Consider the following 15,237-nt stretch of genomic DNA (forward strand, 5'->3'; position numbering starts at 1 on the left):
CCTTAGTTGGGCGAGCCTGCCAGCGGCGTCGCGAGGTAAGGGAAGGTGGTTTGCAGTTCGCTGGCATCCAGTTGCACACCATCGGTGTAGTCCAGCTGGCCATCCGGTGCATCGGCGGCATCGGCCAGCACGCCCATAGCGACTCGTAATGAAATGTCGACGGTATCATCGACCGGGCGACGACCATTCGGGAAGCCTGCGTTGTCGCCTGCCAGCACACCCAGGTCGTTCTGGCTTGCGGCGTCGGTCGCTGCAATGGCGGGGTTCAACCGAAGCATTTCAGAAGCGGTACCACCAACGGGCATGTTGACGGCGGGAACGCCGGTCAGGAACGCCGTGACCAGGTCTTGGCGGGGGAAGTTATTCGGTGCGGTAACACCAAACAATATCTCCACCAGTTCCGGCAAGGTCGGGTGCGTAACGTAATCAATGAACTGGCCGTCGTTCATGGGTTCGCTGGCGTTGAACGCGTCTTTATCTTTCAGGCCGATGACCACTTCGTTTACCAGTGGCATACCCAGGCGAGATACCTGTGCCCAGGCACCGCCTTCAACCGTGGCACCCTGGTCATTGGCCATGGGCTCAGGGTTGATGACACGCGCCTGGCGTACGCTGGCGGTTGTCCAGGCGCCGAGAACCGGGTCGTCGTTACTGGTGGCAGCATTGCCGGTCAGGCAAGCGGTGGGCACTTCCATCGCCAGTGAGGTGACGTTCTTGTCGGCCAGGTCACCCGCACCTTCGCCATCACGGGCACCCAGAGGGTTGGTGTTGACGAGGTCAAATATTTCGCCCAGGTTAACGGCGAACGCTTCCTTGCGCTGGCCAACAAATACCTTGCCGTCAACATTGCAGCCGGGAATCGCCATGCTGAAGATGTGCGCATCGGAATAAGCCTGATAGTCGGTGAACGACTTGCCACCAATGTTGTCGAGTGGTTTTCTAAATGTGGTGGTGCCGGTGGTACTGTTCATCACCGTTTCATGCATGCCTGTACGACGGTCACCTCGAATGACGGTGATTTCATACTCTTGACGAACCTGCACATTGTCGGTATCCATCGCACCCGGGCCAATGGCGCCAATGTTCTTCAATGGCACTGAAACCGATTTAGTAGCACCGCTTTCTCCGACGTCGAGTTGCAAGTCGGTCACTACGTCAGTGAATTTGAATTGGAAAGTGATGTCTTCCTGAGCATTGCCATCGTTGTCGATGTGAATCTCGTAGATGGCATCGGAGTCGAGGTCAAAGTAGTTTGGGCCGCCGTAGGCGTCCTGTAAGGGCAGGTAGTTGGCGATCATCGTGACGTAGTCTTCACGACCCGTTTCATAACTTCTAAACATATAGAAGTCGGAAGCATCGACTTTGGGTATTTCAGTAATGTAAGGGGCTTCGCGGTGGCTGGCACCGTGGCTCACGGAAGCGGTGAGGCAAATGCCTGCAATGGCCGTCGCCAGGGTGCAGTGTTTGAGATGTTTGTTCATTTTTCTCTCACTTGTTCGTGGTGGGTTGCATGGATTGAACGAGTGGGACACGAGTTAGGATGCAATAGATAGACGATTTTTTTTTCTTTTTTTAGGATCTGCATCCAGACGTGTTAAGTGAACGTATCGTGGTGTTGGCTTGCTGAAATTTACGCTGAAGCAGTAGCATCAAGTAAGTGGGTACGTTAAATAATGAGCAAGGCAGTGTGTCCGGTCTGTGAGCCGAGCAAACCCGTCTACTTGGGGTCCGCGCTAAGAATTTTTTGGTGAAATTGCACCGTTCCGGATTCAGTTGTCCCGTTGGCAAAGAAAGAAGCCTTGTAAACAGCATGCGCCTGAAAGACCCAGCAGCGACTTTTTGCAGAGACTCGGTTATGGTTGTCGGGTCGCCCGGTTACGCGCCCAAGGACTTTTCCATTGAGTAAGATCGCCCTGTTCGTCGATGTCCAGAACGTCTACTACACGACCCGGGAGGCCTATGGTCGCCGGTTCGATTACAACCGCTTCTGGCGCCAGGCCACGGCCGGTCACGAGGTAGTAGCGGCCTTCGCCTACGCGATTGATCGTGGGGATGAAAAACAGCGGCAGTTTCAGAACATTTTGAGTGCAATTGGCTTTAAGGTGCGCCTGAAACCCTATATTCAGCGCCAGGATGGCTCGTCGAAAGGCGATTGGGATGTGGGAATCACCATTGATGTGATGACGGTAGCGCCCACTGTAGACCGAGTGGTGCTGGTCTCAGGCGATGGCGACTTTGACTTGCTGGCGGAGAAAGTCCGGCAAGACTGTGGTGTGCAGGTCGATGTCTATGGTGTTCCCGGTCTGACGGCGCGGTCATTGGTACAAGCCGCCAGTCGTTTCGTGCCCATTGACGGTGAGCTTTTGTTGCCAGTGTCTGGCCGGAGGCTCTAATTGGAACTCTCAGGCCCGACGCCCGTGTCCCCTCTTGATTTGACGGTCACGTAATCCGTCTGCTGTGCTCGTTTTCTCGCTTTGTAATACGAGCTCACATCACTAAACCCCAGTATTTCGTACAGTTCAGTCGCTTTCAGGCCGCTGTGTTGAGTCATTAGCTCGGCCCGAATCGCATCCCTGATGCTGCTAAAGCTTGTGCCCTCCTGGTTGAGCTTTCTATATAAGGTTGCACGACTCAGGTGCAGGGCTGAAGCGACGTGGTCGCTGTTGCTGTAGTGCGCCATGTCCTCCCAGAGCAAGGTGGTGACTCTGTTGGTGAAGGTTGGCGTAAGCAGGCTGTCGGCTTTTTCGTTGAGCTTAGTTTGCAAGCTCATTCTCAACAGGGTTGTCAGAAAGGATTTCCCCTGCGTCAGCGATGTGTCCAGCAAAGCAGACGGGGACTGGAGTGGCCAGTCCATTACCTCAGCGGGAAGAATGAGCACGTTGCAGGATGCAGAGAATGCTACCTCACACCCGAAGTAGGCTTCCAGAAGCGCCTGGTATGCGGGTGCTTTTCTTTGAAATTGCACGCTGTGTAACGGGAGCTTTTTGCCATGTAAGTAGCACCCCATCGCGTACATGGCGGTAATGCTTCGTTCAACTGCGTTGCTTGGGTATGGCTTGTGCCGGGGGTAGCTGAAGGCCAGGGTTATCTGACGGCTATCCTTTGAATAGTGCCACTGCTCCGATTCATTCACGTACTGGATGTTTTGCAGGTACGTCGTGACTGCCTGGCCCAGCGTATCGCTGAAGCGAATTAACCCTGACAGCACGCCGTAGGCATCCCGGACGATGGTTTTTCCGATCAGGAAGCCTGTGGGGCTCTCTGGGTGATTCTTCTGCGCTTCCTGCCAGAGCGTAATGATCCAGGATTCGGGGAAGAAGGCATCGTAGGTATGTGCCATATCACCCTGAGCGTCAAGCGTATTCACACTCTCTAGCAAGGAGGGGTCGATAGCTCGAATGGATGCGTTGTCGATCAGCCCGTGTGCTCTCAGCCGGCGCGCCAGTTCAATGGTGCCAATGGCCGATACTTGCTGGATTTTACTCATTCTTCAGTCGCCCGAATAACATTCACGCAGCTCCGTCGTGCGGTATTAGGGTTTGCGCCAGGCTGTTCGCTGGCTGTTGTTGGCGGCCCTCGTTGAAAAATGTAACGGATTTCCCGAAAACTGCAACGCCATTCCACGAGAAACGAATCGCAGCTCTTTAAGATCAAAGGCCTACACGCACAAAACCGCTTTTCCATGTAAGAGAAAAATAAAAGGATACAACCGATGAAAACCAGAGTGTGCCCGTTCCTGTTCCGCAGTATCGCCGTCTTGTCATTGGCCGCCACCGCGATGGCGCAGCAACAACTTGGGGTGGGCTACGCCTATCAGGGCGTCGAAGATCATGATGACCCGGGGGGGAGTCTGGTGCTGAACTACGCCGTGTATCTAACGCCTTCGTTTGCACTTCAGGGTGAAGTCACCCATTCCGTTGTGTATGCGGAGCAAGAGTTGTTCAACAGTTCAGGTAACTCGGTCGGGTTTCAGGATTTCTATGCGTTGAGCGCCGGGGCTTATGCCGTCTATCGTCTGCCCTTGGGTGAGCGGTTTTTTGTGCTTGGCCGAGGTGGCGCCTTGGTGCTATCCAGTGAAGCAGAGACCTGCGTAGTGGGTGATTGCGAGGTCGAAGAAAACGACCCTGAAGTCAGCTTAAGTTTCGGCGCGGGCGCCGGCTTTCAGTTCAGCCCCGCTTTCGATGTGCAGCTGCATGCCACGCAACTGTCAGCCGAGGTGCGTCATGTCGGCGTGTCGTTGGGATGGTCATTCTAAATTAAAATACAGAGCCGTGGACAGACGACGATAAAATGGACTCAGGGTGCCGGCCGGCAATCCTGAATGGCCATATTGAAGGCTGTCTGCAGGCTGGTATTGTGTTTGTTCACATATACTCCACCCGGCAATTGTGCATAGTCATGTGGTACAAGCCCGGCGAGTTCTTCGGTCATGGCGGCCGCGGTCGGCTCGGGTATGACCACACCGTGTGCTCGCCCTCGCCTGACCATGCCGATAGCCAGTTCATGGTGGTCAACTGGAATAACTTCGTGACCCAGGGCCTCAATAAGAGCGATGGACGCACTGGACCAGTTAACAGCAATCTGGATGCGATGCTCGCTACCCGTTATGGCAACACCCGGTAGGGTAAACAGCAGGTATCTAACGGTGTACAGGGGGGCGGCAAAGTAAGCGTAGTCGTCCCGTTCGCCCGATTGGGCCAGGGGCAAGACCATATCGATCTCGTTATTCTCAAGCATACGCAGTGCTCTGACCTGCGGCAGAATAGACACGGTGAAAGGCTGGTCTACGGTGTCGATCGCGCACTGGTAAAGCGGCGCCAGGTGGCCCGTGAACTGGCCGTCGTGATAGGAGAGGGCGCCAGCGTTCGCGTCCGTTACTGCAATGGAATAGGCTTGTACCGTAGCTGTTGCGGAAAGGGCTAGCACGCCAATCAGCTCGAATCCGTTCATCTGACTACCACTTTTTTCGAAGCTCTTCGAACCATAGCAGATGTCCCGCATTTCGCCCACTCTGTGTGCCTTTACCCGGTACGTTGAAGGGCTACCTGCACTTTTATTACGCCGCGTCAGAAAGTAATAATATCTGGGTTATTCGGGTCTAGGTGCAGCACGACCGAGCAGAATTTCGCGTTCGAAAACCTGGGAGACGGTTATCTATTGCGGTCTTTGCGCAGCAACCAGTGCCTGGACGTGTTCGAATAACGGCGCCTCCCTGAAACAATGGCGCTGCAACGGCTAGTCAGTACAACACAGGAGTGAGCACTGATTGCGGCTACGCCTGTACTGCGCCTGCCATGTCCGTCGCTAACAACTCCTGGCGATACCGGGCTTCCCAGTCCTGTTTTGCCAGGGCGGGCTGGGCCATTTCCAAGGCAGCCTGTGGTGTCAGCGCATACAGGCCATCGGCATCGCCAACAATGAGGTCGCCGGGCTCAATGACGGTATCTGCCAGGCGAACAGTCTCATTCAAATGCCCACCGCCATTGACCGGGCGAGTGGTGATGGCACTGATACCGGTCGCATACACCGGAAAATGCAGCTGGTTTAACGCTGCAATGTCAGTAGCGCAACCGTTGGTAACCACACCCGCCACCTGTTTATTAAGTGCGGCCAGTGTGCGCAGTTCACCCCAGCAGGCGCGGTCGGTATCCTCCCCCATATCAATAACCAGTACGTCGCCTGGCTGGGCAGTGGCAAGGGCTTCCCGGATCATGCTGCCATCCATTGGGGGCAGTGTAACGGTGACAGCCCGGCCAATAAGACGTTTGCTGGGCGTTTGGGCGGTGATGCCTTTCAGGTAACCGGTGTCGGTGATGTGTCCCAGTGTGGAGGTGGCGATGGCCCTATAGGTATCGACCAGTTCCCGGGAGAGGGTTGAGGTTGGCATAGGCATGTGACGTTTCCAAAAAAGAAGGCTCCCGCCTGATGCGGGAGCCTGAGGATTTCAGCTTTGAATACCGAAGTGAGTATAGAGTTGGTCCATCATATTGTTCGCACCGATAATTCCGCCGGACATCAACCAGGCGACAAGATCGACGTCGTAGACCTGGTTGTTTTGAGTGGCATCGAGGGTCTGCCATAAAGGATGGTCGGACCAGGCCTGGTAATTCTCATGCACTGAACCGTCCTGCGACTGGAAAATAATGAACATCACATCGGCGTTCATACTGGGGATATTTTCCTTGCTGTTCAGCTTTACTCCCCAGGTGCGTTGTGCAAACATCGGCGGAAACTCGAAACCAAGGTCGTGCAGTACGGTGCCCGCGAAGCTGTCCTCAAGATAGACCCGTAAATGATCATTGCGGACATTGGTGATCGCTACCTGCAGTGGCCATTGGTCGCCAACTTGGGCTTGCAGTTCGGTCTGCAGGGTGGCAACCCGTTGGTTCCAGTCTGCCAATAGTTGGTCTGCCTCGGCTTGCTTGTTCAGGGCTTCCCCCATCAGTTGAACCGTTCCTTTGAAATCGAAAACAGTATCTTCGGCAACCGTGGGCGCGATCTGGGAGAGCAGGGTGTAGATGTCTTCATGCCGCGCTTTGTTGGCGATGATGAGATCTGGTTTGAGCCGGGCAATTTCCTCCAGGTTAGGCTGGGTTTCCAGGCCTACATGGGGAACATTTGCCAGGTCATCCCGCAAATAGTGATACATGGGTTTTTCAACCCAGGAATCGACCACTGCGATCGGGGTGACGCCCAATGCGACGGCGGTGTCGTTGGCGCCCTGGTACAGGGTTACGATGCGCGTTGGCGTGCCCTGAATCTCGGTTACCCCCAGGGCATGTTCCACCTGGCGGGTTGTCTCTTCCGCCTGGGTCGCGGCGGCCAGTGTTAACCAGCCAGCTAGGAAGGCAAACAAGGTTCGTTGTTGAAAAATGCGTTTAACAAGGCGCATAACAGTGTCCTTTTGTTTGATTATTTCGATAACAATAATGATTTTTATTTACATTATCAAATATCAGGCGGGGTCGCTGATGTTCTCCGGCTTGATAACTGCCTGCACACTACGTGCAACGGTTGCGTCAGGCGGTGTACCCAAGCGCTTCAACGGGTTAACCGTCCACCCTTTGCCAAAGGGCATGCTGCCAGGGCCACCGGCACGCTCCAGCATGGGTCGAACCAAGAGTTTGAGTGGCCAGTGCTCCTGTTCAAGGCAAACCCGGTGCAACAAGTCCCGGGCTTCAGCAGAAAACGCCACCCGATCAATCTGCCGGGTCAGGCTGTAACGCAGCACCAGCCAGAGTCGCTTTTCTTCGATGCAGTAGCGTTGTGCCAGGGTGTCGATAATGGCCCGCAGATTGACCTGAATACCCAGCGAGAGCAGGTAAAACAGCAGGTCTTCGGCAGTGTCGTGATAGAGCGTATTGGCGACGCCTTTTTTTAAACGAAAGACCGGGTCGTCAAGGCCCGCCTGGTTCAGCCAGGGAACAAAGAGACGCAGCGAGTCGTGGTCCCGCAGCAGCAGGCCGTCCACCCGGTTCTTTCGCCACACCAAAACTGCATTCTGGCCATGTATTTCGGGCATGATGCCCAACCGGAAGAAGCGTAAATTCAGTTCCAGAAAGGTGTCGCAGACTTCCTGAAAGAGGCCGAGCACTGAGCTTTCCGTGCTGGGCAGCCGGCGATGCTCGAGCCAGTGGTCAAAACAATGATCCTGATGGTCCGGTAACAGGGTACCAAGCGCGGACATGGGCACCAGCCGACATTCCGGGTCCTCTAGCAATGCTTCGGGGTAGCGTCGCACCATGGCGGAAAGGTGGCGCGGGTAGTCGTCAAAGAGGCTGGCCTCGGGCGGCATGAAAGCCCACCAATGTGATTCGTCGCAATAAAACACCTGGTGTTCAAGCACCGGGTCCCGCGTTATCGCTTCTGTCAGCAGCCCCTGGGCGATGACGCCATTCATCATTTTCACGGCCGGTAAATAACGCGACGACCCGAGTGAGTACAGGCTCATCGGTAGTTTCAGATAATTCGCACTCTCCGTCAGCGGCGCCAGTGAGCGAACGGATGACGTCGATTTCATTGCCAACCCCTGAAACGCCAGGGGCACCCAGTGTTTGTGAGTCGCTTCGTGTTGCAAGGCTTCCGGCAACCCTGGTCGAGTTGCCAGGCTAATATCGGAATGGCCAGGTAATCTTTCAGGCCGCGTTCCCGAATTTCCAGGTCCAGTTCCGCTCGCTCGCGGTCGTTGAGAAGATACTCTGCCGGGCTGGTGTTATGGGCATCTACAGGCTCACTCACCAATAGATGGTCGCGACGAATGGCCACCCACTTCAAGTAAATTTTTTGGTCGAACTCTGCCACATAGTGGTGATAGTCCGCCTGGTTTAAACCGATTTTAGCTTTAGCGGCAGGGTGGTAAGGGCGGTCCCGCAGGGCGCCCCATTGTTCCATGGCCTGGAAATACTGACCCGGAGAACGCGCCAACAGATCGGTTGTCGAAATGTTATGTCGATAAGACCAGGTGGTTTGTTCCAGGGTGTGCTGCAATGCCTCTATGAATAACTCGACCCCCTTCGGGCTGCCGGGCATCCGGTCGCCGAGGCTTTCGTTTACCAGCGTCATCATATCGATGGCGTTCAGGGTTTTAATCTGGCTGCTGTGAGTCATCGCATAGACCGGAGCGCCGGCAACGCTCAGTAAAACCTGTGCAATGCCGGGCCGGGCAGGTACCCATACCTGCCTGATGACCGGATGTTCGGGATGCCAGGTCCATACTTGTTCAATGGGCCATTTTCCCTCTGCTTCCCGAGCTTTCATGTGACAGTTTTGCCAATGCAGCGGTGGTTCGAGCGCGGTGTTTTCAGCGTCGAAAAAACCTTCCGACCACAAGCATTCCAGTAAATCCTGCATAACCTGCTGTTGCGCCAGTCGCTGGCAATCAAGCTTGGAGAGATTCATTGCGCTGTCTCCTTCTATAAGCTGCCAGTGGGTTGCGTACGGTTTTGATGCGTGGCTGAGCATCGCCGAATAACCGGCGTTTGGTCAGTTCTTCGATCTCAAAACACCCGGTAAACACGTCGAAGCATTCGAAGCGTTCCCGGTGCTCCGGGTGTGCCGCCTGATAGTCATGAATAACCTCGGCGGTCATTTGCCAGAACGTCTTTTCCGGTAACTGATAGCAGTCGTTAAGAAACAAACACACGTCCGATAGCGCAATAAAGAAGAACGCATCCAGCGAATAATCGCGAACGTTATTCAGATCGTTTGTCAGGATGTAGGAGTTGGGGTTGATCTGTGCATGGGTGGGTGGCACCGGAAACAGCTCAGGGCATTGGTCCGGGTGGGTGAGGTGATCACGGGAATACCGAACGCCATCGTGAAAATCCTTCAGGGCGATGCGTTTGGGCCAGCCATCTTCGTGAATGAGGATGATGTTTTGCCCGTGAGATTCCATGCCAATGCCATGACCAAACAGCATATGAATGATGGGCCCTACGGCTACTGTCAGCAGTTGCTGCGTCCAGGCTTCCAGCCCGTGATGCTCAATCCAGCGCTCGATCAGCGGTTCGCCGTTACCCTGTCGATGGCTCAGGCCATTGAACGGGATGGCATCTTCACCTGGCCGCAGGTAGGTGTGCAGGCTTTCACGCCACACCACACCCAAATGCCCGTAGGCACTTAACCGCCGCGCGGCGGGCAGGCGTTCGTAATCGCAGGTTACGCCCAGCACTTCCCGCAGGATGACAAAATCCATATCCCGGGCAATGGGGTCCTGCCCGATCAACCGTTGCAGCCAATCTGTGATGACCGGCCCATTAAGGCAGGTATGGGCCGCCATGATGCGGCTGGTTGAGGTGTTGGTAATGCCGAGTGACACTTTGGCGTAGGGTTTTTCCGGGTAATCGGCGTTGGCCAGGGTACGAATGGATTGTTGCGCGCGCCAGGCGTCCTGCCCTTGCCCAAGCCATATCAGATCACCCGTTGCCAGTTCGGGGTAAAACTCGGTCGCGATGCGCTCGTTCCATTGCCAGGGGTGAACGGGAATCAGCCGGTAGTCGTCTCTGTTCTTGCCTAGCGCATTCAGCTGCGTCTCAAAGCGGCTCAGGTCGTGGTCACCCAGAACCGACCGGAGAAATTGATCGGAATCCAGCGATTCCGAGGCGTTTAGTTGCGCTTTGTTTTTGTGCAGGGCCACCCAGTACAACGGCAGGCGCTGTTGAAACTCCGGGCCATAGCGCTGGTTCTCCGCGAACGAAAAACCGAGGCGTGATTTGTAGCAGGGGTGATAGGAATGAGCATCCATCAAATGCCCTTCCAGGGCATCATAGTAGCGCTGGTCAGCAGGAAGGGTGCCTGGCAGGGCGGTCGCCTGCGCCTGGACATCTTTTACCAGAGTGTGGGTCAATTCGTTCATGAACGCATTGAGGCGGGTTGTATCCGGCAGGGCCGCCAGCACGTCAGCAGCAAAATCTGTCAGTGAGGCTTCGTAGGGGGTGCCCCCATTTTCTACCCGCATCACCGGCCGCCGACTCAGCCGCAACAACCCGTAGCTTTCCTTGAATTCGCCTTCGGCAAGGTAACGGACCTTTTGCCCGGTCGCATCGGTACCGGTTAACACCACCAGGCGGGAGTCTGAGTGTCGGGTGTGGTCTTCGTAATCGAGTACCTCTTCAAACACCAGGGCCTGAATGAGCTGGCGCAATACCCTTTGCTCTACGTTAGCGAGATGAGGCGACCGCAACGCGGCGACCCATGCCACCGTATCGATTTGATTGACGGTAGGTTCCGTTAGGTTTTCGATGGGATTCAATAGAGTCATGGCAATACCTTTTGTGCAGTATGTTTCGTCCCGACATTCCTTTGCGGGGTGGTTAACGAGGGGCTGGGGTCTTCAGCGACGAGCTCGGCACGCGGGTTTGGCAAGCGCAATGCCAATGGCAGAGTGGCCAGCAACAGCAAGCCGATGAGGGTAAACAGTTCGTTGATCGCCATCAGCCCGCTGGTCTGCGGCGAAAACCCCTGAGATGAAAGTGCGACAGAGCGCCACTCATAAAAAAGCGAAACAACGACGATAACAGTAGCCGCGCTAACACGCCGAAGAATGTTGTTCATGGCGGCTCCCTGGGGGACCAGCTGTTCGGGGATAGCATTCAGCCCTGCCGTGTTGACGGGCATGTAAGACAGCCCGATACCGGCACCGCGAACCAGGGTAAGCCCAAGGATGACCCAGAGCGTGACATCTGACTGCAGCTGACCCAGTGCCAGCGTTGCGATGGCGGTCAAACCCAACCCAACACTGACCACCCCGCGAGGACCACGGGCATCCAGCCGCTTACCGCCGATAAAGACAAAGAGGCTGGACATGACGGCCGTTGCTACCAATACCAGTGCTGTGTTCATCACACTGAAATTCAGCACGTTCTGCATTAACAGCGGTAACAACAAGAGGCTGCCAAAGATGCCAATGGTCTGAACCACGACGATGATCACGCTCAGCCGATAGGCCGGTTCGGCAAAAAGATGCAAATTCAGTAGCGGATATTTGCAATGCAATTGATGGCGTATAAAAAACGCCATGCACAACAGCGCCGATAGGCCAAGCAACAGTGCCAATAACGAGTAAGCAGTACCGGTCAGCAGACTCAGGGCCATTAGCAAACCGCCAATCCCTGCGGCGGCAAGTACAAAACCGAGGCCGTCAAAGCGGGGTGTGTGTTCATCTGGGGGTGATACCAGGTTGTAATAACCCATCATCCAACCCAACACCCCGACCGGTATATTCATCAGAAACAACACTGGCCAGGAAAACACTTCGAGCAACAAACCGCCCACGGCCGGACCGACTGCCGGTGCCAGCATGACCACCGTGCCCCAAAGACCCGTGACCCGGCCACGTTCGTTCCTGGGATAGGCTTCGAAGATCAATGGCAGGGAGAGCGGAATCATCAGCCCAGCCGCCACGCCCTGAACACACCGTGCCAAGACCACCAGCGCCATATTGTCCGCCAGGGCACCCAGTGTTGAACCGGTAACAAAGCCGGCCAGGCCCAACAGGTACAGCGGGCGCTTGCCGATTTTTTTACCCAGAAAACCAGTGACCGGCATGGTGATACCCATGCTCAGCATGAAGCCGGTCATCACCCAGCTTGCCCACAGTGGGCCTATGTCGAAGGCTGACATGAATACCGGAATCGCCGGATTTAATGCACTGTTATTCAGGCTGACGGTGACCGTGCCCAGCATGACGGTGCACAGCACCCAGGTTGGTTTTCGCGCCCTGGTGGTCATACCGCCTCCAGTGCCAGGGTGTCATTAACCCGGTGCGCGCCGGGCCGGATAAACTGCTGTATCGGTCGCGGGTGACACAGAAAATCGGCATGGGAAATGTTGTAGCCATAGGCCCCCGCCATGGGCAATACCAGTAAATCACCCCGCTGCGGGTTTACCATGGGCACACCGCGGGCCAACACATCCTTGGGGGTGCACAGTTGCCCCACCACGGTTAAGGGTCGCGCTTCGCCCTCACAGGCATGCTTCGGTAAATGAACCACCGGGTGGCTGTGGCCTTGCGCTGCAGGCAAACGAAAGTGATGCGTTCCTCCACGGCAGACGGCGAAGTCTTCACCGTGGTTGTGCTTGAGGTCGATGATTTGCACCGCATAGTAGCCACAGTACGCCGTGACAAAACGACCAGGTTCGAAACGGATGCGCGGTGGCTCCGGTAGCCAGGCTAGACGACGGGCAAGATGCCAGCACAGCGTTGGCCAGTCGAACTGGTCGATACCCTGGTAGTTCACGCCCATGCCACCTCCCACATTCAACTGAGTGACCTTGGCCGGCTCTTCAGCCAGAGCACGCCAGATCGGCCACTTGTCGAGGAGGCCGTCCAGCAAGCCGAGATGGCGGTATACATCGGTCTGGTGCGACATGGCATGAACATGAAAACCGCAGAGTTCCAGATACTCGCTTTCGTCTACCTGTATCACTGCATCGGTAAGCTGGCGTTCTTCCAAGCCGAACGGTGTCGGCTGACCGGCCATGGCAAGCTTGGTCGACAAGGCGTCGGGCAGCGTTGGATTGACGCGGATCAGCACCCGTTGACGACGCCCGGTTTCCGCCGCTATGGCATTCAAACGCTGAATCTCATCGTGACTTTCAAGGTGTATCTGCTCCACTCCGGCTTCCAGTGCCAAGCGAAAATCGCTGTCCAGTTTTCCAGGGCCGGAAAAAACAAACGGCTGCGTAATATCGTGTTGGAGCAATTTTTGAATTTCGCCGCCGGACGACACATCAAACCCATCAACCCAGGGTGCCAGTGTGCGCAGCACAGCGGGTTCACTATTGGCCTTGATCGCGTAGAACAAGTCGACACCGTCTGGCAAGTGAGAACGCAACCATTGGATATGGGTTTCGAGCGCGTCCAGGTCATAAATAAAGGCAGCCAGCGGATCGGCTTCCTGTTCAGCCAGGTGACGAGCACAGGCTGCGATGGGCTCTGGAACTGTGAGTGGATTACCTGCCATATCATTCAACTCCATTACACCACCTCATCCAGTTCCAGCGGTGAATGGTGCACGCGTTCAGCATGCGCCCGACTGATCGGGTTTGCGGTCATGACATAATTCGCCTGGCGATCTGCCTGCTTGCGAAAACGCACCAACAGATTGGCCTTGTTCGGCAAATAGGCGGACGTCAACAGCGTTTGAATGCGCTCTCGCCCCTCGGGCAAGCGGCTACAGAGATCATCCAGATGCTCAGCGACGGCGCGCCACAAACTGCGCTCCAGCAGTTCATCATCGCCGCTGATGTAAAATACCGCTTGCGCCAGCGTATTCAGAAACAGGCAATAGCAGACGCGCTGCCAGCCTTTTTCCGTATCGTAAAAAAGGCTTTTCCGGGCCTGGTCCGATAGCGCGGGCAAGCGTTGTTCGGGCCAGTGCTCGGGCAACAACTTGGTGCCTTCGAGATCCCGATAGTAATAATGAACTGGTAAGTGATTCTTTAACCCGACCAAGCCATTTTGCAGATGAGGTTCCAGTACGACACCTTGCTCAAAATAAAGCCGTAACGTAGGTTCAACCATGACTTCCAACAGGGCGTTAAACCACAGCAGGGCTGTATTGAAGTAGCTGGTTTTCAGCTGTTTGCAGGCGGCTGAAAGCTCTTCCACAATTAAGGGTTGGTCACTGGGGCGGGGTGAAAACAGGGCTCCCGCCATGACCGGACGATGCCCGAGCCGTTCATTGCGGATGGGGTTTTCCCGCGCGATAAAGGAGAACCCTTCCACCATAAAACGGCTGGCGCCACCTTGTTGGTTCAGTGTCTGATAGGCCGGTTCACGCATAATGCTGAAGCCGTGGGACTTCAGCGGTTCGCACGCACTGTGGAGTATTTCGCTAAGAATAACGGCCGTGTCCAGTTCATAGAGGGCGTTCTTGCGAACGCAGTTGGTTAGCCGGAGATTGAGCGACCCCTTCACAAAGAAATCCAATTCGGGGTGATAGCAGGTTCGTAGCGATGACGTGGCCACCAGAGGTAGACCCTTGGCGCCATGGTCGAGCAGCAACCCCTTTGCCAGCCACTGCTGAACCTGCGCATCTTTTTTCAGGAAAAGTGCCTGCCAGGGATGTACCGGCAGCAAAGCCCTGTCGGCTGCAGCTGGTAGTTCCGGCATCCACTGATCGCGGATAAACCGCTGCAGGTCCGGTTTGCCCCTGGTTAAATAATGTTGGTCAAGCGGTATGGAAAAACAATGCCACTGGAAGCGTCCGCCATGCTCAGGGGAATAGGCGCGCAGTTCTGTCTCGCTCATACCCTGACGGGCTTTGGGGGTGGGGTGAAAGCGATGCCCGACCGTTAACGCCTGTTCGCTTTGAACGAAGGCGTTCACCACGCCATTCGACAAAGGCCCGGGGCGGGAATGCCGTAGAATATCGGCCATAACACTTCGACTGCAGTGTACCTGCTCCCGCAACTCCGAGTAATCGGTCTGATGTTCGAGATAGCACAGCTCCACCAGCAAAAGGTCCGCCAGTTCCGACAGACTCAGCCTGGGGCCCGATGGCTGGTGGGATGGCAGGCTCAGGTAGTGATAGTTGCTGGTAATGGATACGGAATGAACGAAAAAAAACAGAGAGCGCTGTTGAGTGGTCAACGAAAGCTCCACCAGATAACCCTGTCTCGGCGTGTGCCGAAACGACAACCATTGGTTGGGCAGTGCTACTTCCCTGAGATAACAATTGAGTAAGGCTTCGATGGACAGTATGTCCGCCTGTGTGTGATGACTCATCATCGGAA

General features: G+C 55.5%; 13 protein-coding genes. 2 read left to right on the plus strand and 11 right to left on the minus strand.

Features of this window, described 5'->3' with window-relative positions:
- Window positions 1-2 precede the first annotated feature (2 nt).
- On the minus strand, window positions 3-1,481 hold the full coding sequence (locus ACHUE7_RS03590; protein WP_394168772.1) for a DUF4331 domain-containing protein: 1,479 nt from the start codon (window positions 1,479-1,481) through the stop codon (window positions 3-5).
- 417 nt (window positions 1,482-1,898) lie between these two features.
- On the opposite strand from ACHUE7_RS03590, the gene ACHUE7_RS03595 reads away from it, so the two are divergent.
- The gene (locus ACHUE7_RS03595; RefSeq protein WP_394168773.1) at window positions 1,899-2,393 is read left to right on the plus strand and encodes a LabA-like NYN domain-containing protein; all 495 of its coding nucleotides are present in this window, start codon (window positions 1,899-1,901) and stop codon (window positions 2,391-2,393) included.
- On the opposite strand, the gene ACHUE7_RS03600 is transcribed toward ACHUE7_RS03595, so the two are convergent.
- Window positions 2,390-3,487, minus strand: coding sequence for an AraC family transcriptional regulator (locus tag ACHUE7_RS03600; protein ID WP_394168774.1), 1,098 nt, complete (start codon window positions 3,485-3,487; stop codon window positions 2,390-2,392). The two genes, ACHUE7_RS03595 and ACHUE7_RS03600, sit on opposite strands and share 4 nt — an antisense overlap.
- 225 nt (window positions 3,488-3,712) lie before the next feature.
- On the opposite strand from ACHUE7_RS03600, the gene ACHUE7_RS03605 reads away from it, so the two are divergent.
- Entirely contained in the window at window positions 3,713-4,255 is a 543-nt protein-coding gene (locus ACHUE7_RS03605) for an outer membrane beta-barrel protein (RefSeq protein WP_394168775.1), read from the plus strand.
- Between the two features lie 41 nt (window positions 4,256-4,296).
- Here ACHUE7_RS03605 and ACHUE7_RS03610 read toward each other — a convergent pair whose 3' ends face one another.
- The 9 genes from ACHUE7_RS03610 to ACHUE7_RS03650 all read right to left on the minus strand — a co-directional run bounded on the left by ACHUE7_RS03610 (window position 4,297) and on the right by ACHUE7_RS03650 (window position 15,232).
- Entirely contained in the window at window positions 4,297-4,950 is a 654-nt protein-coding gene (locus ACHUE7_RS03610) for a substrate-binding periplasmic protein (RefSeq protein ID WP_394168776.1), read from the minus strand.
- Between the two features lie 322 nt (window positions 4,951-5,272).
- Entirely contained in the window at window positions 5,273-5,893 is a 621-nt protein-coding gene (locus tag ACHUE7_RS03615) for an RraA family protein (RefSeq protein ID WP_394168777.1), read from the minus strand.
- 51 nt (window positions 5,894-5,944) lie between these two features.
- On the minus strand, window positions 5,945-6,892 hold the full coding sequence (locus ACHUE7_RS03620) for an ABC transporter substrate-binding protein (protein WP_394168778.1): 948 nt from the start codon (window positions 6,890-6,892) through the stop codon (window positions 5,945-5,947).
- Between the two features lie 63 nt (window positions 6,893-6,955).
- Window positions 6,956-8,047 carry an IucA/IucC family protein gene (locus ACHUE7_RS03625; protein ID WP_394169151.1) on the minus strand — a complete coding sequence of 364 codons (1,092 nt, stop codon included), beginning with the start codon at window positions 8,045-8,047 and terminating at the stop codon, window positions 6,956-6,958.
- On the minus strand, window positions 8,017-8,898 hold the full coding sequence (locus ACHUE7_RS03630; protein ID WP_394168779.1) for an IucA/IucC family protein: 882 nt from the start codon (window positions 8,896-8,898) through the stop codon (window positions 8,017-8,019). Before ACHUE7_RS03630 ends, ACHUE7_RS03625 begins: the two co-directional genes overlap by 31 nt.
- Window positions 8,879-10,759 (minus strand): IucA/IucC family protein, encoded by a 1,881-nt coding sequence (locus tag ACHUE7_RS03635; RefSeq protein WP_394168780.1) that lies wholly within the window; start codon window positions 10,757-10,759, stop codon window positions 8,879-8,881. The genes ACHUE7_RS03630 and ACHUE7_RS03635 overlap by 20 nt, the downstream gene beginning before the upstream one ends.
- Window positions 10,756-12,228, minus strand: coding sequence for a DHA2 family efflux MFS transporter permease subunit (locus tag ACHUE7_RS03640; RefSeq protein ID WP_394168781.1), 1,473 nt, complete (start codon window positions 12,226-12,228; stop codon window positions 10,756-10,758). The genes ACHUE7_RS03635 and ACHUE7_RS03640 overlap by 4 nt, the downstream gene beginning before the upstream one ends.
- Window positions 12,225-13,463: a type III PLP-dependent enzyme gene (locus ACHUE7_RS03645; RefSeq protein WP_394168782.1), complete on the minus strand. Its 1,239-nt coding sequence runs from the start codon at window positions 13,461-13,463 to the stop codon at window positions 12,225-12,227. Before ACHUE7_RS03645 ends, ACHUE7_RS03640 begins: the two co-directional genes overlap by 4 nt.
- A gap of 14 nt (window positions 13,464-13,477) precedes the next feature.
- Window positions 13,478-15,232, minus strand: coding sequence for an IucA/IucC family protein (locus tag ACHUE7_RS03650; protein WP_394168783.1), 1,755 nt, complete (start codon window positions 15,230-15,232; stop codon window positions 13,478-13,480).
- Between the last annotated feature and the right edge of the window lie 5 nt (window positions 15,233-15,237).

The organism is Saccharospirillum alexandrii, assembly GCF_043641555.1.
Taxonomy (GTDB): domain Bacteria; phylum Pseudomonadota; class Gammaproteobacteria; order Pseudomonadales; family Natronospirillaceae; genus Saccharospirillum; species Saccharospirillum alexandrii_A.

Excerpts from the sequence above, each read along its gene's own strand:
- ACHUE7_RS03590 (WP_394168772.1), bottom strand. The coding sequence starts at position 1,481 with ATGAACAAACATCTCAAACACTGCACCCTGGCGACGGCCATTGCAGGC.
- ACHUE7_RS03600 (WP_394168774.1), bottom strand. The coding sequence starts at position 3,487 with ATGAGTAAAATCCAGCAAGTATCGGCCATTGGCACCATTGAACTGGCG.
- ACHUE7_RS03605 (WP_394168775.1), top strand. The coding sequence starts at position 3,713 with ATGAAAACCAGAGTGTGCCCGTTCCTGTTCCGCAGTATCGCCGTCTTG.
- ACHUE7_RS03610 (WP_394168776.1), bottom strand. The coding sequence starts at position 4,950 with ATGAACGGATTCGAGCTGATTGGCGTGCTAGCCCTTTCCGCAACAGCT.
- ACHUE7_RS03615 (WP_394168777.1), bottom strand. The coding sequence starts at position 5,893 with ATGCCTATGCCAACCTCAACCCTCTCCCGGGAACTGGTCGATACCTAT.
- ACHUE7_RS03620 (WP_394168778.1), bottom strand. The coding sequence starts at position 6,892 with ATGCGCCTTGTTAAACGCATTTTTCAACAACGAACCTTGTTTGCCTTC.
- ACHUE7_RS03630 (WP_394168779.1), bottom strand. The coding sequence starts at position 8,898 with ATGAATCTCTCCAAGCTTGATTGCCAGCGACTGGCGCAACAGCAGGTT.
- ACHUE7_RS03635 (WP_394168780.1), bottom strand. The coding sequence starts at position 10,759 with ATGACTCTATTGAATCCCATCGAAAACCTAACGGAACCTACCGTCAAT.
- ACHUE7_RS03640 (WP_394168781.1), bottom strand. The coding sequence starts at position 12,228 with ATGACCACCAGGGCGCGAAAACCAACCTGGGTGCTGTGCACCGTCATG.
- ACHUE7_RS03645 (WP_394168782.1), bottom strand. The coding sequence starts at position 13,463 with ATGGCAGGTAATCCACTCACAGTTCCAGAGCCCATCGCAGCCTGTGCT.
- ACHUE7_RS03650 (WP_394168783.1), bottom strand. The coding sequence starts at position 15,232 with ATGATGAGTCATCACACACAGGCGGACATACTGTCCATCGAAGCCTTA.